This window comes from Pseudomonas sp. B5(2017), from assembly GCF_002112825.1.
GTDB lineage: Bacteria > Pseudomonadota > Gammaproteobacteria > Pseudomonadales > Pseudomonadaceae > Aquipseudomonas > Aquipseudomonas putida_Z.
Genome location: NZ_NEIR01000003.1, coordinates 258,746 through 278,878 on the forward strand (window position 1 = coordinate 258,746; position 20,133 = coordinate 278,878).

Sequence of the window (20,133 nt, forward strand, 5' to 3'; positions counted from 1 at the left end):
TCATGTCCAATCTTCCCAATCCCTTCCTCCGCGGCTTCCAGGACCTGAGCTACGAACGTGTGGTGCAGATCAGCTACGCCGACGATTGCCCTCCCTGCTACCGATCCCTTCACCCTGCGCTGCATGACCTACCGGATGATGGCATCAATTTCCGGCCGTGCCTGTTCGATGATGACTTCGCAGTGATCACCGACGGCGAAAGCGTGCCCGAGTTTGTCCGTATGCCGTGCCCTGCCGATGGCACCGTCAGCCAGGTGCTCTATCAGGTCACAGGGCTGCATCATGGCCGCCGGCAGCACGTCAGCGATCTCCCCAGTGAGGAAGCTGCTCAGCATCTGATCGAGCAGCTGTCCTTTGCTACCGGGCACTACAGCCGCAGTTGGGAGATCAGCAGTGCGCACCTGCCTGCAGAAGAGTTCGAGTACCTACAGGTGTGCGCCTGGTGTCGTTCACCGTCGGGTTTCTTCGAGTGCTTCGAGCTGAGCAGCAACAACGCGGTGGGCTGCAAGCTGTATTCGACGCCCTGGCTCAGAAACATTGCCGCGGGCGGCAGCTACTTCAGCACTGGGGAAGTGACCGCTCGCCTGCGGGCAGATCATGTACCACCGGTGCTGCGGCGCCTGCTATTACTGGCCGGTGAAGCCGACACCCGCATCCTGATTTTTGACCCCGATGCGACGCCACTTTCCGAGTTACCCATGTTCACCGACGATTGACCTCAAGGCGCCTCCGGGCGCCTTTTCCATGGTTGCGCCAGCATAATCCGGTCGGCGAGATTCGATTTTTCAGTGGGGGCGCGTCCTGGATTTTCGACAAGGTGTCGGCATCTTTTGTCGAGGCCTGGTCATGCACCCCCCCACGCTCTTCACGTTCGGACTGACGCTCACGTTGCTGGGCTGCAGCACCCCGCCATCGGTGCCCACCCCTGCATCATCCGCACTTGCCACGCCCTCAGTGCTCAAGCCAAAGTCCCCGGTACCCACCTGGGTCCGACAGGACCGCTACACCCTGGCAAGCACGCGGCCAACGCTGGAGCAGCGCCAACCGCTGTATCAGCTGATCAACGTCCAGATCGCCCCTGCGCTGCACGCGACGGTCGGTGAAGCGTTGCGCCACGTGCTGCAGCATTCGGGCTACTCCCTCTGTCCCGATAACCCTGCCGTGGCGCGGTTGTACCACCGCCTCTTGCCGGCCGTGCATCACGACCTCGGGCCGATCTCACTGCTGGATGCCTTGACCATCATCGGCGGCCCAGCCTGGCGGCTCGACATTGATCCAGTCGAGCGGAGCGTGTGCTACGCCCTGCGCCTGCCCCCGCCCGAACCACCCTTCTCGACACTGGAGACCGCACCATGAAGGTTCACCATTTTCAGGCCTTGGTGATCGGCGCGCTATGCCTGGGGGCTGCTGTTCTCGCGGCCGAAACCTACAACCAGCACCAGCAACTGGCTGAACTGCAGACCGCCGCACGCAATGCGCCGGCTGACCCAGGCCCGTCACTGCGTCGCGATATCGGGGAATTGCGCACCACGCTGTCCACGCTGTCGCCACAAGTCGCGGCCCTGAAAGACGCCCAGCACCAGCACACCAGTGCGCAGGCAACGCTCGGCCAGCAACTCGATGAGTTAGCGGCGTCCGTCAGGGTCCTGCAGGCGGTACCGCCAGGACCGAGCAGCGCCGATCTGACCGCTTTGGAACAACGCATGGGCGCGGCAGAAGTGGCACTCGAGAAGCTGTCGACCGCTCCTAAGGTGCCAGAAGCTACCGCCGCATCCCAATCTGCCTCCATCCGCGAAAAATCAAAAGCAAAGGCACCGCAGCCGCCCTTCACCCTGCAGGGTATTGAGACGCGCGGCAGCATCCGGTTCGTGGCCGCCCTGCCTGCCGGCGCCCACGCACTATCCACCGTGCACCTGCTCCAGCTCGGCGACAGCTTGAACGGCTGGCAGCTACGGGCGATTCGCGAAGGCCAGGCCGTGTTCCACGTCCCGGGCCATGGCGATCGCACCCTTCCCATCCCGTGAGGAGGTGACCGTGTATAGGTTCTCCGCGGTTGCGCTCATCCTGTTGCCGGCTTACGTGTTCGCCGATCAGGGCTCGAGTGTCGTCAAGCATGTCGACGCTCAGGTGCAGTTGAGCGAACAGTCGCCGCTGGTACGGCAGGCGTCTGCAGCAGACCAGGCCAAGGCCTGGGGCCTGACGGATGAAGAATGGGCCACCTTTGAGCGCCTGCAGACCGGCCCCCGCCATTACTGGTCGCCGCAACTTGACCCGCTCACCACCCTGGGTGTCGAGGCCAACTCGGATCAGGAGCGGCAGCGCTACGCCGAGCTGCAGGCTCGTCTGGAAGCCAGGCGTGCCGAGCGCGAACTGGCCTATCAGAAAGCCTACTCCGCCGCCTGGGCGCGGCTGTTCCCGGGTCTGCAGCCTGTGCAGGGGATGAGCGACGATCCCGGCCCCTCGAGCCGCAGCCGCACGGCGCTGTTCGTGGAAGACCACTGCACAGCCTGTGTGAGCAGCCTCCAGCAATGGCTACAGGCCGGTGCGCGGCTGGATGTGTATCTGGTCGGCAGCCAAGGCAACGACGCGCGACTGCGCCAATGGGCTCAGGGCGCAGGCATCACTGCCGCCCAGGTCAGCGGCGGCCAGGTCACCTTGAACCATGACCGCGGCCGCTGGTTTGCTCTGGGCGCCAGCCGTCCTTTGCCAGCCCGCTATCAGCAGGTGGACGGAAAATGGCAGCGCGTCGACTGATTCTCGCCCTGGCGATGGTCGGCGCCACCGCCGCTCACGCAGGTATTTTGCCGCCGCCGGCGTATCAATTGGCGGCTGCGCGCGCCGGTATCCCCGCCTCGGTGCTGTTCGCCATTGCTCTCCAGGAAAGTGGCACGCCGCTGCGCGGTCACCTCATGCCCTGGCCCTGGACCCTGAATGTCGCTGGGTCACCGCTGCGGTTTGCTCGACGCGACGAGGCGTGTGCCGCACTCAGAGAAGCACTCAGTCGCCACGATCCCAAGCGTATCGATGTCGGGCTGGGACAGACCAACCTGGGTTATCACCCAGACCGCTACCTCAGCGCCTGCGATGCCCTCGATCCCCGCGCCAACCTCGCGGTCACCGCCAAGCTGTTGCGCGCGCACTATACCGACACCGGTGACTGGGTTATTGCCGCCGGCCGCTATCACCGGCCTGCCGGTGGTCCCCCAGCGGCCCGCTACCGCCGCCAGTTCAGCCGTCACTGGCAGCGCGTCCAGCCGGTCGCGACGGCTCCAGGAGGGTCACTGCCATGAGCTGTTTGCGCTGGGTGGCCCTGGCCCTCTGCCCGTGGCTGTCGCTTGCCGCGGGCGCTGAGCCCAGCAGTCCACCCGCCCCCACCACGCTGAATTGGGTGCTGCCGGTGCGCAGCGCTCGACTCTCCCCTGGCGCCGTGCCACCCAGGACATTGAGCCTGCCCGGCATGACGCCGCTATTCCTGGTTGGGCAGGACGCTGCTTCCCTGGAGTGGCTGTCGCGGCACTCCCAGGCGCTGCAAGACTTGGGCGCCAACGGATTAGCGGTAGAGGTAGACGATGTGCAGGCGCTGCGTCGCATCCACGCGGCAGCGCCCGGGCTGAATATCTGGCCAGTCAGTGGTGACGACATCGCCGAACGGTTGGAGCTGGAGCACTACCCAGTGCTGATTACGCCCACCGGCCTGCAACAGTGAGGGTACTTCATGGGCGAGCATGCTATGGAATCCCTGCTGCGACCGGCGGTGGAACTCTATACCGTGGGCATCTGCGCTGGCGCCGGTGCGCTGTGCCTGCATTCGCCCTGGGCCGTGGCACTGTCGCCTGAGGTAGGGACAGGTATGGCCCTGGCGTACACCGCGTTCGGCCTGAAGCGGCTCAACGAAGCGCGGATCGTCCTGCGTTACCGGCGCAATATCCGCCGCCTGCCGCGCTACTCGCTGACCAGCCGGCAGATCCCGGTGAGCGGCAAGCGTCTGTTCATGGGCCGCGGTTTCCGCTGGACTCGCCTGCATACGCAGCGCCTGCTCGAAGCTCAGGACCCGGCGCTGGCGTACTATGTCAACCAGTCGGCTGCCCACCAGTGGGCGCGACGCATGGAGCAGCTGCTGGAGAAGGCTCCGCCGGGGCTGTCGCTGCTACCTCGTCTTACGTCCTGGGACAGCCCATTCAACCCGGTGCGTCCGTTACCGCCGGTGGGAGGCTCGCCATTGCTGCACGGCGTCGAACCGAAGGAACAGGAAGCCAGCCTGCCACTCGGCGAACGCGTTGGACATACCCTGGTGCTGGGCACCACGCGGGTCGGCAAGACGCGACTGGCCGAGGTGTATATCACACAGGACATTCACCGACCGAGCCAGGAAGTGGTCATCGTCTTCGACCCCAAAGGCGATGCCGACCTGCTTAAGCGCATGTACGTCGAAGCGCGGCGGGCCGGCCGTGAGCACGAGTTCTATGTGTTCCACCTGGGCTGGCCGGAGATCTCCGCACGCTACAACGCCATCGGCCGCTTCGGGCGCATTTCGGAAGTCGCTACCCGGATCGCCGGCCAGTTGAGCGGTGAAGGCAACTCGGCGGCTTTTCGCGAGTTTGCTTGGCGCTTCGTCAACATCATCGCGAGGGCGCTGATTGAGCTCGGACGCCGCCCGGACTACCTGCAGATCCAGCGCCATGTGGTGAACATCGATGCGCTGTTTATCGAGTATGCCCAGCACTTCTTCGCCCGCCATGATCCGCTGGCCTGGGAAGCGATCGTGCAGATTGAAGGCCGCTTGAACGAGAAGAACATCCCGCGACACATGGTTGGCCGGGAAAAGCGCGTCGTTGCCATTGAGCAGTACCTGACCGCCAAGCGCATTTTCGACCCCGTCATGGACGGCCTACGCTCGGCCGTGCGCTACGACCGCACCTATTTCGACAAGATCGTGGCGTCGCTGCTGCCGCTGCTGGAAAAGCTCACCAGCGGCAAGACCGCGCAACTGCTGGCCCCGAACTATTCCGACCTGGACGACCCGCGGCCGATCTTCGACTGGCTACAGGTCATCCGCAAACACGGCATCGTCTACGTCGGCCTGGATGCGTTGTCGGATGCGGAGGTGGCCGCTGCGGTTGGTAACTCGATGTTCGCCGACCTGGTCTCGGTTGCCGGCCACATCTACAAACACGGCATCGACCACGGACTGCCTGGCTCCTCCAGCGCGGCGGACAAAGTACCGATCAACCTGCACGCCGACGAGTTCAACGAGCTGATGGGCGACGAGTTCATCCCGCTGATTAACAAGGGCGGCGGTGCCGGTATCCAAGTCACCGCCTACACCCAGACCTTGAGCGACATCGAGGCACGTATCGGCAACCGGGCCAAGGCCGGCCAGGTCATCGGCAACTTCAACACCTTGCAGATGCTGCGCGTACGGGAAACTGCGACCGCGGAGCTGCTGACCAATCAATTGCCCAAGGTCAACGTGCAAACACGCACCTTGGTCTCCGGGGCGACGGACACCGCCGATCCGGATGCCCGCACCGACTTCACCTCCTCCTCGCAGGATCGGGTCACCACCACTGCTGTACCGCTGATCGAACCTGCGCACATCATCGCCTTGCCCAAGGGGCAGATGTTCTCGTTCCAGGAAGGCGGCCAGCTGTGGAAGGTGCGCATGCCACTACCGAAGCCAGCCAGCGACGATGCGATGCCTGCGGATCTGCAGACCCTGGCTGCGCGCATGCGCGAATCCTACAACGCCAACGCGGGGAGTTGGTGGAGTAGCGCGGGAGGTGCACCCACGGCCGATTTCGATCCTGAGATGCCTCCACCAGGGCGCCGGCACGCGCCGTAAGCGAGCGAGTACTGCGGAGTTCCCCTATGCCGACCACTCCAGTCAGCCAACCTCCTACGCAAAAACGTCCGGGACTGATCTTCGGCACGCTTGAGCTTTGCCTGCGGCTCCTCGGATTGCTGTTCGCTTCGCTGATCTTCTCCATCTTGCTGGAGTTCGTGGGCATGCTGTGGTTCTGGCCCGAGCAGGGCTGGCATCACAGCCATGCCATGTGGGTGAGGGAGCTGGGATGGCTCAGCGATCACTTCAAAAACTCGCTGCTCGTGGAGGAACCTGCGCAAGCCACCGCTAAAGTCATTCAGCACCTGAACGAATGGGTCGTGGTCCGCTCCGGCTGGGCGCAATCTGACACCCATTTGAAGCTCCTGAATCATGAAGTGTCGGTGCAAAGCCAGTTTGCTCAAGCCTATGTCGTGCTGCAGGAGTACTTATTGGCCGCCCTATTCACCGTATTCACCTTCGTCGTGCGCCTCGCCGTCCTCACCCTAGCCACACCACTATTCCTGCTCGCCGTCATCACCGGCGCTGTCGATGGGTTGATGCGCCGCGACCTTCGCAAATTCAGCGCCGATCGCGAGAGCAGCTATATCTACCACCGAGCAAAGCGGACATTGTTGCCATTGATGGTAAGCCCTTGGGTGATCTACCTCTCCCTTCCCACCTCTGTGAATCCCAATTGGGTACTATTGCCATGCGCTGCGTTGCTTGGGTGGATGGTGGCAATCACCGCTACAACCTTCAAAAAATACCTTTGACTGTCCGCTATCGACCCAGGCTGTGTGAAAACACGCGAAATGCTTTGAAGGGCGCGAGGATCTAGAGAGGCTTGCCAAACTGGCAAGAAATTGCGCGGTTTAGCTCAAAACGCCGTGCTGGGGGCATGTGACGATGTGAGCCGTTCTTGAGGTCTTTTGGGCATGCATACCGGCGCCTCAGTAGGACAGTTCACGCCTTGATCGCCTCCAGCAGCCCCTTGATTCCCAAGATACTCATCATTCGCTTGAGGTTGTAAGCGAGCACATGCAGGCTCATTTCAGTACTGACTCGTGGCAGGGTCCTGGTCAGGAAGTGGGTAGCCCCCATCCAGTACTTGAACGTTCCGAACGGATGCTCAACGGTTTGGCGGCGCACCTTCATTTTCCCAGGATCGTGCTCCAGTTGAACCTGCATCGAGTCGAGGACCGCTTCATGTTCCCAGCGTTTCAACCGCCGCTCTTTGCCCGTCGTACATTGCTGGTGCATCGTGCAGGACTGGCAGCCCGAGAACCAATAAACATGCATCAGCATCCTGTCTTCCCATGTTGAGTAACGCTTGGTCAGGACCTGCCCCGCAGGGCATCGAAACTCATCTGATGTCGAGACGTACAGGAAATCTTGCTTGCCAAATCGACCTTCGGCTTTGCTGCTAGAGGTCAGTGGCTTCGGTACGAAGGGCGAGATTCCAGCTTGCTCGCATGCAACGATTTCCGTACCTGTGTAATAGCCCCTGTCAGCAACGACCGTCAGCGATTCAGCACCGATTTGGTCGCGCGCTTGCTTCGCTATGTTGCTCAATTGTCCGCGATCATGACCGACATTCGTCACTTCATGCGCGACGATCAGATGGTGCTGGTCGTCAACGGCAGTTTGTACGTTATAGCCAACGGTCCCACTGCCCCCAACTGACATCGAGCGGGCATCGGGATCTGTGAGAGAGATTTGTTTGTCTGGGCTTTGGAGTAGCTGCGCTTCGATGTCTTTGAGCTTCTGCATCTGTTGCTTCAGCGTATCGATCTTCTCTTTCAGTCGCTCGGCCTTGGCTACGGCCACCTCCGGCATTGCCCGGTCTGCCGAATCCATCGCTGTCAGATAGCGCTCAATGCTCTGCTCGATTTGCTGCATGCGAGCCTTCACTTTGGCCTGGGTGAAGTTACGGTCGCGATTGTTCACTGCTTTGAACTTACTGCCGTCGATGGCAACGATCGACTCAGAGAAAAGATTGAGGTTACGACAGAGCATCACGAACTGACGGCAGACGCTACGAATGGCTTTACCGTTGTCCTTACGAAAGTCGGCAATGGTTTTGAAATCTGGAGCCAGACGCCCAGTGAGCCACATCAACTCGACATTGCGTTCAGCTTCACGCTCAAGCCGGCGGCTGGACTGAATGCGGTTTAGGTAGCCGTAGATGTAGATCTTCAGCAGGACCGCTGGATGGTAGGCAGGGCGACTAGTTGCTGCCGAATCGACGCCTGCGAAACCGAGCGCGCCCAGGTCGAGTTCATCGACGAAGACATCGACCACTCGCACTGGGTTTTCATCGCTGATGTAGTCGTCTAGGCACTCCGGCAGCAATGTGACCTGCGTCCGAGCCTCACCTTCGATGAACCGCTTCATGATTTCCCCCGCCACGATCACGACGGTCAGAAGGTTAGACAACCGTGGGCGTTTTCACACAGCCTGGACCCATAGCTGCCATTCGCGAAGGGCGGCTATGAGCCAGAAGCGGACGCACCTAGCTGTTTGTACGGATGGAGCCCTAGAACACCAAGGCCTATTCACTCACCAATTGAATGACCGTTTTGCCCTTGCTGCGACCTCCTGCGACCTGGCGAAATGCCTCGTTGACCTCTGTCAGCGCAAAGTGCTGCTGATCGACTCGAATGGTCAGCTGCCCGGAATTGGCCAGCAAAGCCGCCTCGCGCAGGATGTCCCCATGGTGGTCGCGCCCTGTGCCGGTGAGCAACGGCGTCAGGGTGAACACGCCCGAATAGGTGGCGCTTTTGAACGATAGCGGCGCGAGGCTGTGCTGGCCCCAGCCGAGGCAACTCAGTACGTGTCCGGTATAGGGCTTCACGGCCTGGAAGGACGCATCCAGCGTGCTGCCACCCACGGTGTCATAAACGATGTCGAACCCCTCGCCGGCCGTGTACTGCTCGACATAGGCCTCCACGCTTTGCGTCTGGTAGTCGATTGCCGTGGCGCCCAGCGAGCGAATGAAGTCGAGATTCGCCGCCGAACCGGTGGCGTAGACTTCGGCAGCGCGCGCCTTGGCCAGTTGCACCGCGACTTGGCCGACCCCTCCCGCACCGCCATGGATCAGCACCCGCTGGCCGGCATGGACATTGGCGCGATCCACCAAGCCTTCCCAGGCGGTGATGAAGACCAAAGGCAAAGCGGCGGCCTCACGCATGTTGAGCACATGTGGCTTTGCCGCGATCAATCGGGCATCCACGGCGATGTACTCGGCCATGGTGCCTTGCGCTCCGCCAATCCCGCCGGCCATGCCGAAGACCTCCTGGCCGGGCGTGAAGCCCTCGACCGCCTCGCCCAACTCGACGACCGTGCCGGCCAGGTCCAGACCGAGCACCGCCGGCAGTGCCTGGCGGGCGTGTGTTCCCGCGCCAGTGGCGATCTTGGTATCGAGTGGGTTGACCCCCGCGGCGTGAACCTTGACCAAGACCTGCCCCTTACCGGGAACAGGGCGAGCCATGTGGCGGACGGCCAGCGGGGACTGGGCGGATTCGGCGATAGCGGCAAGCATGGTCTGATTCATGACGGGCACCTCTGAATGAGTGGACGCTTACATATTGCTCCGTCTTATCCATTCTGATAAGAAACAAAATTTGCATATCACTCATTCCTTAAAGAGGCCTAATGTCGATGGATCTGTTCGACAGCATGCGCATCTTCGTGCGCGTCGTGGAGCGTGGCTCGTTCTCGGCGGTCGGCGCGAACTGAACATCGGGCAGCCTGCGGTGAGCAAGCAGATCCGTGCGCTGGAGCAGTATCTGGGTGGGGCCGTGTTCACCCGCAGCACCCGGCTTTTGGCCTTGACCGACCAGGGGCAAGGCTTTTACAGGCACTGCCAGGACATTCTCGGCCAGCTCGACAGCGCCACCCGCAGCTTCGCCAGCGGCCAGGAGCAAATTGCCGGTCCCCTGCGAATCGCCGCACCGGTCACCTACGGAAGGTTGTGCATAGCGCCGCTGCTTGGGGCCTTTCTGCAGCGCCATCCCGATGTGCGGATCGACTTGCGCCTGAGCGATCACAACGAGGATCTGCTCAAGGAAAACATCGACCTGGCGATCCGCATCGGGGTAGTGAAGAGCGAGGGGCTGGTGGCCGTTTCTCTGGGCTCCAGCACGCGGCGGGTCTATGCCGCGCCCACCTATCTGGATCGCCACGGCCTGCCAGGCAAGCCCGCCGACCTGGCAAACCACAACTGCATCGCCTTCACCCTGCTAGAGCATTACGATCGCTGGCACTTCACCCACGGTGCGCAAGGGCTCGATGTCACCATCAAGGGCAACGTCACCAGCAACAGCAGCGAAGCCATACGTGAGATGGTCCTGGCCGGCCTGGGCGTTTCCCTCTCTCCGGAATGGCTGTTCGCAGCAGACGTCCAGCAGGGCAACGTGCGCAGCGTGCTCGACGATTATCAGACCACCGCGCTGCCAGTCAGCGCCGTGTTCAGTCGCGAGCGACGACGCTCGGCTCGGACGATGGCGTTCGTCGATTTTCTCCGGGAGCATTTGTAGCTGCTCCCAAGCGGGGCGCAGGTCCGCGCGCATTGGCGTGACGGGCAGACCTGTCAGGTATCATGCCGTGTTCTGCTGCAGCCATTCCCTCGGGCTTGCGCCCACCTTGCGACGAAAGGTGCGGGCCAGCGCAGACGGACTTTCGTAGCCCACCTCATCGGCGATCAGGGCTATGGGGCGGCCTTCGCGCAGACGCTTCTGCGTCAGGCTGATTCGCCAGTTGGCCAGGTAATCCGCAGGGGTGGCGCCCACGGTCTCGCGAAAGTGCGCAGCAAAGCTCGCGCGTGACATACCGGCACGATCCGCCAACTCCGCCACGGACCAGTTTTGCTGGGGCTCGTTGTGGATAGCAACCAGCGCACGGGACAGCTGGGCGTTGGCCAGCCCGGCCATCATCCCCGAGGCGATGCTGCGGCTGGCAAGCAGATGACGAAGCAGCTGAATCATCATCAGCTCGAACAGGCGATTGAGGATCACATCCCGCCCGCACTCGTCGCCGAAGGCCTCTTCGAACAGCCAGTCGAGGGTGCTTTCAAGGCCCTGCAACTCGCGCAGCGGCTTGATGATGAAGTCCGGCAACGCCAGGGTCAGCGGATTGTTGGCACCGCCATCGAATTGCAAGGTGGCACACACCAACTCGGCTTCATCGGCTTCGCTCGCCGACAACTGATGCTCCTGCGGGCGTACGGCCAGAATCAGGCTGGGTTCAGTCAATTCAATCAGCTGGCCGCGCTTGCCCCTCAAGGCCAGGCGCCCCGAACGCAGCAGATGGGCGTGGCCGACGCTGTGCTGCCCATAAAGGCTGGTTGTTCCGCAAAGCCCACCCTGGTGAAAGGTGGAAGCGTGCAAGTTGAAATGCTGGAGCAGCGTCGATAGTCGGTCCATAGCTCGCTCAGATTTAGACGATCTGTTGCATATGTTCGACGATCCGAACTCGAAAGGAAAGGTAGCCCTCCTAGTATGGACGCCAAGCTTGATCGACAAGCCGGTTAATCAACCTACTGGAGAACTACCATGACTCGTATTGCCGCTCTCTCGCTGGAGCAAGCCCCTGCTGGCGCGCGCGCTGCCCTCGAAGGCATTCAAAAAGGTCTCGGCTTCATTCCCAATGCATTCAGGACCCTGGCCCACTCCCCGGCCGCACTCAACGGTTACCTGGGCCTCGCACAGGCCCTGGGTAAAAGCTCACTGAGCGCCGCCGAACGCGAGGTTGTGGCCCTGGCGACCTCGGAAATCAACGGTTGCGATTACTGCCTGGCCGCACACACCTTCTTTGGCGCCAAGGCGGGCTTGAGCGATGAAGCCATCAGCCAAGCCCGTAGCGGCACCCTCAGCGCGGTCGCAGCGCTGGCACAGCAGATCACCGCAAGCCGCGGCCAATTGAGTGACGAGCAGGTCGCTGCAGCGCGCGAGGCCGGCCTTGACGATAGCAAGATCGTGGAGGTGGTGGCGCAAGTCGCACTGCTGACCCTGACCAACTACCTGAACAACATCGCTACGACCGATATCGACTTCCCGCCGTCGGCACACTGAGGTAAACCGCCATGAGCCAAGTGACTATCTATACCACCCATCACTGCCCTTACTGCGTAAGTGCCAAGCGACTGCTGTCGAACAAGGGGATTAATCCTCTCGAAATCAATATTGAAGAGTCGCCGCAACACCTCGCGGAAATGCTGCAGCGAGCCCGGCGCCGTAGCGTACCGCAGATATTCGTAGGGGATGTGCATGTCGGCGGTTTTGACGACCTGGCCTGCCTTGACCACCAGGGCAGGCTCGATGCGCTGCTTCACGCCTGATCTCATACCGTGACCCAATAGTGGATCTGATACTAAAACTGTCGCTGCCAGCTTCGTTATCGACGAACACACATCGTTTTCGCTCACGTCGGTTGTGTATCAGGGATAGATATGGCGAATGGTGCGAAAACCTACATGCGAGGTCGCTAAATCAGCTTCCTGGCGTTCCCGTGCCGCCGTGCGATAGCGTGCACAGTAGTTGTCCGCGCACAGATAAGAACCACCTTTGATGATCCTGGAGGCTGATCGACCTGTGATTGCACGCAACTGGCCGGGATCGCCATTGGCATGCCCCATCAAAGGCCCCCACTGCGTGTCGGTGGTCCACTCCCAAACATTGCCAATCATGTCGAACAGACCAAAGGCGTTGGGGGCGAAACAACCGACCGGGGCCAGACCGGTGTAACCGTCTTCGCCAATATCCATCAGCGGAAATATGCCCTGCCAATAGTTGGCAGCCGGCTTACCGTGGGCATCTAACGGTAGCTCGCCCAACGGTTGCGAGGGGGAACCTGCACGCGCGGCATACTCCCATTCAGCCTCACTGGGCAACTGATTGCCGCGCCAGTCTGCATAGGCCTGGGCGTCAGCCAGTGTCACCAAGGTGACGGGCCGCCCATCGAGGGCGGCAGATGGAGCATCGGGACCATCGGGATGGCGCCAGTCAGCCCCTTTGACCAGCTTCCACCAGTTAAGTGGGCTGGTATCTTCAGTCCCCTCCTGTGACGGCCTGAACACGGCGGCAACGCCCGCTCGCTCGGCCTCGGTGACATAGCCAGTAGCGGCCACGAAGGCACCGAACTGTGCGCGGGTCACCTCGCTCCGATCAATCCAGAAGTCTCCCACATCCACCGCTCCCAAGGGGCGTTCATCCGTGTACCCCGCTTCGGTGCCGGGCGTGAAACGCCCCCCGCTAATACGGACCATGCCGGCCAGTGGATCGCTTCCCCAGCTGTTGGGCAAGCCGTCATAAGCCTCGCACGAGCTGCGACTACCCAGCGCCGGCACGGGACGTGGCCATAAGACGGCAACCGCCAATAAAACGCCAGCCAGGATAAAACTGCTGACCAACCAGCGCTTCATGGCTTGCCGGCTTGCGGTGGCGCGACCACGCCTACCTGGCGTGCATAGACTTGCCAGGCCAGCTTGAGACGTTCCATGGTCTGCGGCTGGCTATCCGACAAGTCGTGTTGCTCGCCACGATCGCGGGAGAGATCGAAAAGTTGCCAACGTAGAGGCTGCGGCGCCTCCCCCGGCTTCGCCCACGGGACCAGGCCCAACAACTTCAAGTTACCTTCGCGGTAGTAGCGGCTGCCGAACAATTCGCCCGCCATGACTCCGTCATCACGTGCTTTGCCCTGTAGCATCGGCAGCATCGAGCGACCCGTGATGGGATGCTTGGCCTGGCCTCTATAGGTATCGCCTGGATCAGGCAACGACGCCAGGGCGAGGAAGGTCGGCGCTAGATCATCGACGCGTGCCATGCTGCGCTCCAGACCTTGACGCCGCAGGCTGGCGGGAAGCTGGACGATGGCCGGAACGCTGATGCCGCCCTCGGCGGTGGTGCCCTTGAACAAGCGCATCGGTGCAGCGCTGACCTCGGCCCAACGTAGACCATAGTCGATCTGCGAACCGCGCCGCCCCAGGTTTTCCAGGCTATTGTCGGTATCTGTGCCGGCCGGATAGAACAGCTCATGGCGCTCCCCAGCGGCGCCGTTGTCAGACATGAAGACGATCAAGGTATTGTCAAGCTGTCCGCTCTTACGCAGGTAGTCGAGCAACCGTCCGATGTTGTGATCAAGGTTGTCCACCATGGCAGCGTAGATCTCCATCTTGCGTACCTCGACCTGCCGCTGCTGCGTACTCAGCTGTTGCCAACCAGGTAATAGCGGGGTCACTGGCAGAGGCGCCGCTGCCTGGAAATCAGCAGGCAACAATCCCTTCTCTTTCATCCGCTCTACACGCGCCATCCGCACTTCGTCGTAGCCGCCGTCATAGCGACCACGGTATTTGTCGAGGTAGGCCTCAGGCGCCTGCAGGGGCCAATGCGGTGAGGTATAGGCGGCATAAGCAAAGAATGGCTTGTCGCTGCCCTCACCAGTCTTGAGGTAGTCGATCAGCTTATCGGTATAGAAATCGGTGGAATAGAAATCCTCCGGCAGTTCCACCGGCTGGCCGTTCTCGCGGTAGGTAATCTGCTCAATCTTCGCTGTGGATCCAGGGGTGGGTTTAAAGTGCACGCCACCGCCCTCTAGCAACGTGAACGACTGCTCGAAGCCACGTCGATCTGGCCCTTGTTCGGGCTGCAGGCCCAAGTGCCATTTGCCCACCATGCTGGTGCGGTAACCACCATCACGCAGCAGCTCGGCGATGGAGTGTGCCTGTTGGTTGAGGTAGCCCTCGTAGCCCGGCTTGCCTCGCTGGAACGGCTGGATAGCCTCGGCCATGGTGCCCAGACCTGCTAAATGGTTGTCCGTTCCGGACATCAGCATGGCTCGGGTCGGGGAGCAGGTCGGCGCCGCATACATGCTGGTCAGTTGCAGGCCATTGGCGGCCAGCCGATCAAGATTAGGCGTTTTGATCTCGCCACCAAATGCCCCCAGATCGGAGTAACCGAGATCGTCTGCGACGATCAGCAGAATATTGGGACGTTCGGCGGCCACGACGCTGGCACTTGCCAGGCAAATCGCGACGGTAAGCAAGGCAGAAAGGCGCACAGAAACTCCTTTTTATTCTTCAAAGATAGCCACAGCGCGCACGAAGCCCGCCGAGGCATGCCTGATCTTGTAAGGGAAACAGGAAACCTGGAAGCCGTTGGCCGGCAAACTCTGCAAGTTGGCGAGTTTTTCCATCTGCCCGTAGCCGATCTCTCGCCCGGCCTTGTGACCCTCCCAGATCAGCGAAGCATCACCCGTTTCTTCGAAACGCTGACGCGTGTATTTAAACGGAGCGTCCCAGCTCCAGGCATCGGTTCCGACCACACGCACCCCGCGCTCCAGCAGATACAGGGTGGCTTCGCGCCCCATGCCTACACCAGCTTCCAAGTAGCCTGGCTGACCAAATAGACTGCCAGCACGCGTGTTGACCAGCACGATGTCCAACGGTTGAAGATCATGCCCGATGCGCGCCAGCTCCGCCTCCACCTGGGCTGCGCTCACCACATGGCCATCGGAAAGATGACGGAAGTCCAGTTTGACGCCTGGCTGCAAGCACCACTCCAGCGGCAGCTCATCGATACCGAATGCGGGCTGGCCGCCATCTGTGGTCGACGCGTAATGCCAAGGCGCATCCATGTGCGTGCCGCTGTGAGTGGTAATGTCCAGCCGCTCGGCGGCCCAGGACTCATCGCCCGGCATTTGGTCCTTGCGTAAGCCAGGGAACATCGCCGCCATCTCTGGCCAGCCCTGCTGGTGGTCCATGTAATCGATCTTGGGCAGCAAGGGCGGCGGATCGGTGTAGGGGTTGTTGTCGAGTGTGACTGACAGATCTACCAGGCGACGCTTCTTCTGGTTCATGATGAAATTCCTGCAAGAGTAGGGACGAAACGACGCGCTCGAGGCGTCGAGGGCAGATTGAGGGCGTTGCGCAGCAGAGCGGCCACGGAGCCGTCGTGGTGGAACCCCATGGCCTTGGCCTGTGGTGTACGCAGCGGTGGATAACAGCCAAACAGTGCCTCCAGTTCAGGCTCCGGAGCGAAGCTGAGCAGAGTGCGTTGCTGCTCGCCGAAGCAGGTTGACAGCGCATCAAGCACTTGCTCGATTGATAGCTGTAGCACTGGCAACTGGACTACCCGATTTGTTAGTTCACCTTGCAGCTCAGCGGCGTGCACCAAGTTGTCCACACAGCAACGAACCGACATCCACCAGGCAGTGGCCTGCGCCGACACTGGGCACACGTAGGGCTCTCCCGCCGCAAAGGCCTGCAACAGGTCGCTCATGAAGGCTGACTTGAGCCCACGTGACTGGCGCGGACGGGCCACGATACCGGGCAAGCGCAACGCGATCCCATCTACCTCGCCACGTCGAGCCAGGTCGACGAGCTGGGTTTCCACGATGAGTTTGTGACTGGCGTAGGACAACTGCGGCAAGCAGATGGACGCCTCGTCCATGCGCAGCGCAAGATCGCTGCCGTACACCGCGATGCTGCTGGCGTAAACCATGCGTGGCGGGCGGACTGCATTACGCAACTGATGCAGCAATTCCAGGCTGGCTTTCAGGTTCACTTCATAGCCCAGCTCGTAATTTGCCTCGGCAGCGCCGCCCGGCACGCTGACCAGGTGAAACACGACATCGATACCGTCAGCGAGCGCGCGGCGCATCAAGGCGGCATCGGTCACACTGCCGCAGTATCGGCGGATGCGCTTGTCTTCGGGAAAGCCATCCAGTGATCGATCCAGCAGCAGCAAAGCCTCCACAGGCTGGCCACGCAGCACACCATCTGCCAGCAAACGCAGGACGAGCTCGCGCCCGACGAACCCGTTAGCACCAGTAATCATCACTCGCATGGGGTTGCCTCTTGCACCACGCGCTGGTCCAAGGCGCCGAACAATGGGCTGCCGTCTGCACAGCGTGCCTCCATGCGGATGCGATCACCGAAACGCATGAAACCCGTGCGTGGCGCACCCTGCTCGATCATCTCGATGGCCCGACGCTCGGAAATGCAGGCCGAGCCGACGCTGCGGTCACGGTTAGAGACCGTACCGGAACCGATTAGCGTGCCGGCACTCAGACGGCGAGTCAGCGCCGCATGGGCAATTAACTGGTCAAAGCCGAAGTGCATGGCACCGCCGTGCGGATGCCCAAACCACTTACCGTTCCACTCGACCTGCAACGGTAGGTGCACGCGCGCATCGCACCAGCTCGCACCCAGTTCGTCGGGAGTCACCGCCACCGGAGCAAAGCTGGACGACGACTTGGCTTGGACGAAGCCAAAGCCAGTGCGCATCTCACGCGGCGCCAGTGCGCGCAGGCTGACGTCATTAACCTGCAGTAACAGTCTGATGTGCTGGCGCGCCTGCTCGGCCGTGCAACCCATCGGTACCGCGTCGACCAGAACGGCGAACTCGCCCTCGAAGTCGATACCATGGGCCTCGCTGGGCAGAGAGATGTCCTGACGCGGACCGAGGAAGTCATCGCCAGCACCTTGGTACATCAGCGGCGTGTGCGCTACCCCCTCGATAGGATCGAGGTTGAACGCTCGTTGCATCAGCTCGCTGTGACTGAGAAAGCACGACCCGTCCAGCCATTGCCAGGCGCGCGGCAACGGTGCCATCACTCGCCCAGGGTCGAAGTCGAACGCGTCCTGCGCTTCGCCGCGGTTGAGTGCGTCATAGCGACATTGCAGCGCGTGTTCCACACTCGACCAATGGTCGATAGCGGCCTGCAGAGTCGGCGCGAGATCGGCGGCACTCACAGCGCGCGTCAAATCGCGGGAGACCAACAGCAGACGGCCATCACGAGTGCCGTCTTTCAACGTTGCCAATTTCATTCGACCAGCCCCCTTAATTCATCGGCATAGCGGCCATCGAGCAGGATGAAGACCATGCGCGCCATCTGCTCGGTACGGTTACTCCACGCATGATTGGTACCGCGCTGCACCACGATGTCGCCGCGCTTGAGGTGAACATCCTCACCGTCGAGCACCAGCCAGACCTCGCCTTCGGTGACAATGCCGTAGTCCAAGGTCTCGGTGCGGTGCATGAGCTTATGCTTGGAGTCGGGTTTGCCGGTGCCGGCCTGCGCTTGACCGATCTCGGCGAACGCGGCGGCAGCCTCCTCGGCGCTAACCTGGTTCTGCAGGCTGTCCGGTGGAATGTCGACCACCCGGATGACACTGCCTGATGCAGCGGGACAGAGCTGCAAAGGTTTATTCGTGGGATCGTCAGAATTGTCCAAAGGTACTGGGCTGTCGTGGCTGCTCCATACCTCGTAGAACACCGTGCCGGGCACGGCCTTAAGCGGAAAGTTATTGGGCGTTTCACCCGCCATGGCGACTACAGCGCGGCCGTTGCCGTCATGGCCTGTGACGATGCGCCGAAATGCAGGAAGTGTTTGCATACGAAGACTCCTAAGCCGTGAACTCACAGCACCTGACAAACTTGCTCGAAGGGCAGTCGCGGCCCAGCCGGGCGCAAGCCCTCTGCATCGCCATAACCCAGGCTGCAAAGGAAGTTGCTGCGCCAGCGTCCGTCCGGGAAGAAGGTGGCGTCTACCCGGTCCGCATCGAAGCCGGACATCGGCCCGCAATCCAGGCCCAGTGCCCGGGCGGCAAGCATCAGGTAGGCGCCCTGCAAGCTGCTGTTTCGAAGGCCCGCGACAAAGATCGCCTGGGGGTCGTCGCGAAAAACAGCAGCGGCGTCATAGATCGGAAACAGCTCGGGTAGGTGCTCGAAGAAGCGACTGTCCCAGGCGACGATGACCGTCACAGGTGCCTGCAGCACCTTCTCACCGTTGTGCCCCTTGAGCGCCGGCAGCAGCTTATGCCTGGCCTCACGGCTGGACAGGAACACAAAACGCGCCGGGCAACAGTTGTTACTGGTCGGGCCCTGTCGCACAAGCTGGTAGAGCTGATGTAGCAGCTCGGTAGGCACCGGGCGATCTTGCCATCGGTTATGCGAGCGGGCCGTCAAAAACAGTTTGTCGAGCGTCGCGGAATTCGGCAGATGTGTCATGGACAACCTCTAATAGATCAGGCAAGCGCGGGGGCCGGTTCGGCCAAGGCGCGGAATACGCGGTGCAGAACGAGGCAGACCAGCGCCAGCGCGAACTGCGCAATGGCGATCCAGGCCAGCACCGTCGGCAAGGCGGCAAGCTGGCCGCCTGTGAAGGCAACCACCACCAATGGGCTGATGAATTCACCGGCGAACAGCGCCGCGGTAAAGCCACCAGCCGCGCGGCCACGCTGGGCAAAGCTAACCTTGCTCATCACCCAAGTGATTAGGGTCGGCAACATCAGGCCAACTCCTAGACCATTGATCAGCACGGCGACGATTACCCATCCATGGCTACCCGCCTTCGCCATCAGCAAGCCACCCAGCCCGGCGGTGGCGAATGCCAGCAGCAACACGTTCTGCCGGCGCAGCCCTGTCAGCAGCCGGAAAAGCAGAGCGCCGATCAGCACCCCAAGCTGGTTCGCGCCCATGGTCATGCCAATCTGCTGGGGCGAGTCCACATGCAGGAGGGTGAGCAAATAGCCCGCCTGCACCGGAACGATGAACAGGCTGATGCCGGCCAGGGTGGTCAAGGCGTAAAGCGGCAACAGCGCATTCCATGGAAAGCTCTCTGGCGCTGCATGATGTGGGCGTGGTTCCAAGTGGCTAGGCTCCCAGAGACACCGCGCCATAACGGGCAGTAGCAGCAATCCGACGGCATAGAGCATGAAAGGTACGCGCCAATCGTTCTGCCCCAAGGCCCCGCCCAAGGCGATGAACACCGCTGCCGAAAGCGAGGTGGCGACCATCTGTAACGCGAACAGCCGTTCACGTCGTGAGCCCTGGTAGTAATCGCCCATCAGTGCGGTACAGCAGGTCATGATTCCGGCCTCCGCCAAGCCAAGTCCGGCCCGGCTGGCGACGATCGCCGGCAGCGACTCCAGCCACAAAGGCAACAGACCGCAAAGCGTGTACAGCATGAGCGAACCAAGCAGCAGGGGTTTTCGCCCCAGACGGTCAGCAATCATTCCGGCAAAAGGCGCCAGCAATGCGATCAATAGCGCCGGAATGGTCAACGCGATGGGCGTCAGAATCGCGACGCTCGGCGTGTCGGCGAAATGCTCCTGCATACGCGGCAGGATCGGAGCGATCAATACCGCACCCAATACCGGCAGACAGCTACCGAACAGCAGCAGCGCGGATTGCGCGCCCCCCGCTTGGCGATCAGTGCTCATGGCTCACCTCATGCGGCAGGATGCCCCAGAACGTGGCGCCGTAAATGATGAGCCCCTCATGGAGGCTATTGAGCAGCAAGGTCAGTCG

General features: G+C 61.6%; 21 protein-coding genes and 1 pseudogene. 11 read left to right on the plus strand and 11 right to left on the minus strand.

Annotated features, from left to right (window positions below):
* Nucleotides 1-2: 2 nt before the first annotated feature.
* The 8 genes from CAG00_RS06255 (at nucleotide 3) to CAG00_RS06290 (ending at nucleotide 6,597) form a co-directional block, all read left to right on the plus strand.
* Nucleotides 3-716, plus strand: a complete 714-nt coding sequence (locus CAG00_RS06255) for a hypothetical protein (protein ID WP_085663800.1) — start codon at nucleotides 3-5, stop codon at nucleotides 714-716.
* A gap of 130 nt (nucleotides 717-846) precedes the next feature.
* Nucleotides 847-1,356, plus strand: a complete 510-nt coding sequence (locus tag CAG00_RS06260) for a PilL N-terminal domain-containing protein (RefSeq protein ID WP_085663801.1) — start codon at nucleotides 847-849, stop codon at nucleotides 1,354-1,356.
* Nucleotides 1,353-2,024, plus strand: a complete 672-nt coding sequence (locus CAG00_RS06265) for a hypothetical protein (protein ID WP_085663802.1) — start codon at nucleotides 1,353-1,355, stop codon at nucleotides 2,022-2,024. The genes CAG00_RS06260 and CAG00_RS06265 overlap by 4 nt, the downstream gene beginning before the upstream one ends.
* A complete protein-coding gene (locus CAG00_RS06270) occupies nucleotides 1,996-2,754 on the plus strand; it encodes a TIGR03759 family integrating conjugative element protein (protein ID WP_139832736.1) in 759 nt (252 codons plus the stop codon). The genes CAG00_RS06265 and CAG00_RS06270 overlap by 29 nt, the downstream gene beginning before the upstream one ends.
* Nucleotides 2,736-3,290 (plus strand): transglycosylase, encoded by a 555-nt coding sequence (locus CAG00_RS06275; protein ID WP_085663804.1) that lies wholly within the window; start codon nucleotides 2,736-2,738, stop codon nucleotides 3,288-3,290. The genes CAG00_RS06270 and CAG00_RS06275 overlap by 19 nt, the downstream gene beginning before the upstream one ends.
* Nucleotides 3,287-3,706, plus strand: a complete 420-nt coding sequence (locus CAG00_RS06280) for an integrating conjugative element protein (protein ID WP_085663805.1) — start codon at nucleotides 3,287-3,289, stop codon at nucleotides 3,704-3,706. The genes CAG00_RS06275 and CAG00_RS06280 overlap by 4 nt, the downstream gene beginning before the upstream one ends.
* A 9-nt stretch (nucleotides 3,707-3,715) precedes the next feature.
* Entirely contained in the window at nucleotides 3,716-5,842 is a 2,127-nt protein-coding gene (traD, locus tag CAG00_RS06285; protein WP_085663806.1) for a type IV conjugative transfer system coupling protein TraD, read from the plus strand.
* A 26-nt stretch (nucleotides 5,843-5,868) separates the two neighbouring features.
* Nucleotides 5,869-6,597: a TIGR03747 family integrating conjugative element membrane protein gene (locus CAG00_RS06290; protein WP_085663807.1), complete on the plus strand. Its 729-nt coding sequence runs from the start codon at nucleotides 5,869-5,871 to the stop codon at nucleotides 6,595-6,597.
* Between the two features lie 190 nt (nucleotides 6,598-6,787).
* On the opposite strand, the gene CAG00_RS06295 is transcribed toward CAG00_RS06290, so the two are convergent.
* Together CAG00_RS06295 and CAG00_RS06300 are read right to left on the minus strand one after the other, a co-directional pair.
* Nucleotides 6,788-8,218: an IS1182 family transposase gene (locus CAG00_RS06295; RefSeq protein ID WP_085663918.1), complete on the minus strand. Its 1,431-nt coding sequence runs from the start codon at nucleotides 8,216-8,218 to the stop codon at nucleotides 6,788-6,790.
* Between the two features lie 157 nt (nucleotides 8,219-8,375).
* The gene (locus CAG00_RS06300; protein WP_085663808.1) at nucleotides 8,376-9,377 is read right to left on the minus strand and encodes a zinc-dependent alcohol dehydrogenase family protein; all 1,002 of its coding nucleotides are present in this window, start codon (nucleotides 9,375-9,377) and stop codon (nucleotides 8,376-8,378) included.
* A 107-nt stretch (nucleotides 9,378-9,484) separates the two neighbouring features.
* Between CAG00_RS06300 and CAG00_RS06305 the strand changes: the two are divergent.
* Nucleotides 9,485-10,362: pseudogene (locus CAG00_RS06305) on the plus strand (LysR family transcriptional regulator).
* 60 nt (nucleotides 10,363-10,422) lie between these two features.
* Here the strand turns inward: CAG00_RS06305 and CAG00_RS06310 are convergent.
* A complete protein-coding gene (locus CAG00_RS06310) occupies nucleotides 10,423-11,247 on the minus strand; it encodes an AraC family transcriptional regulator (protein WP_085663809.1) in 825 nt (274 codons plus the stop codon).
* A 129-nt stretch (nucleotides 11,248-11,376) separates the two neighbouring features.
* Between CAG00_RS06310 and CAG00_RS06315 the strand changes: the two genes are divergently transcribed.
* Together CAG00_RS06315 and grxC are read left to right on the plus strand one after the other, a co-directional pair.
* Nucleotides 11,377-11,895 carry a carboxymuconolactone decarboxylase family protein gene (locus CAG00_RS06315; RefSeq protein ID WP_085663810.1) on the plus strand — a complete coding sequence of 173 codons (519 nt, stop codon included), beginning with the start codon at nucleotides 11,377-11,379 and terminating at the stop codon, nucleotides 11,893-11,895.
* A gap of 11 nt (nucleotides 11,896-11,906) precedes the next feature.
* On the plus strand, nucleotides 11,907-12,161 hold the full coding sequence (gene grxC, locus CAG00_RS06320; protein ID WP_085663811.1) for a glutaredoxin 3: 255 nt from the start codon (nucleotides 11,907-11,909) through the stop codon (nucleotides 12,159-12,161).
* 99 nt (nucleotides 12,162-12,260) lie between these two features.
* Here the strand turns inward: grxC and CAG00_RS06325 are convergent, their stop codons facing one another.
* From CAG00_RS06325 to CAG00_RS06360, 8 genes are read right to left on the minus strand one after another with little or no spacing between them, the layout of a single operon-like run.
* Nucleotides 12,261-13,244, minus strand: coding sequence for a formylglycine-generating enzyme family protein (locus CAG00_RS06325; RefSeq protein ID WP_085663812.1), 984 nt, complete (start codon nucleotides 13,242-13,244; stop codon nucleotides 12,261-12,263).
* A complete protein-coding gene (locus CAG00_RS06330; protein WP_085663813.1) occupies nucleotides 13,241-14,878 on the minus strand; it encodes an arylsulfatase in 1,638 nt (545 codons plus the stop codon). The genes CAG00_RS06325 and CAG00_RS06330 overlap by 4 nt, the downstream gene beginning before the upstream one ends.
* A gap of 12 nt (nucleotides 14,879-14,890) precedes the next feature.
* A complete protein-coding gene (locus tag CAG00_RS06335; RefSeq protein WP_085663814.1) occupies nucleotides 14,891-15,676 on the minus strand; it encodes a cyclase family protein in 786 nt (261 codons plus the stop codon).
* Complete coding sequence (locus CAG00_RS06340; protein WP_085663815.1) at nucleotides 15,673-16,665, minus strand: NAD-dependent epimerase/dehydratase family protein; 993 nt, start codon at nucleotides 16,663-16,665, stop codon at nucleotides 15,673-15,675. The genes CAG00_RS06335 and CAG00_RS06340 overlap by 4 nt, the downstream gene beginning before the upstream one ends.
* Entirely contained in the window at nucleotides 16,656-17,648 is a 993-nt protein-coding gene (locus CAG00_RS06345) for a fumarylacetoacetate hydrolase family protein (protein WP_085663816.1), read from the minus strand. Before CAG00_RS06345 ends, CAG00_RS06340 begins: the two co-directional genes overlap by 10 nt.
* Nucleotides 17,645-18,217: a cupin domain-containing protein gene (locus tag CAG00_RS06350; RefSeq protein ID WP_085663817.1), complete on the minus strand. Its 573-nt coding sequence runs from the start codon at nucleotides 18,215-18,217 to the stop codon at nucleotides 17,645-17,647. Before CAG00_RS06350 ends, CAG00_RS06345 begins: the two co-directional genes overlap by 4 nt.
* Nucleotides 18,218-18,240: 23 nt before the next feature.
* Nucleotides 18,241-18,831, minus strand: a complete 591-nt coding sequence (locus CAG00_RS06355) for a malonic semialdehyde reductase (RefSeq protein ID WP_085663818.1) — start codon at nucleotides 18,829-18,831, stop codon at nucleotides 18,241-18,243.
* Between the two features lie 17 nt (nucleotides 18,832-18,848).
* Entirely contained in the window at nucleotides 18,849-20,045 is a 1,197-nt protein-coding gene (locus tag CAG00_RS06360; protein ID WP_085663819.1) for an MFS transporter, read from the minus strand.
* Nucleotides 20,046-20,133: the final 88 nt, after the last annotated feature.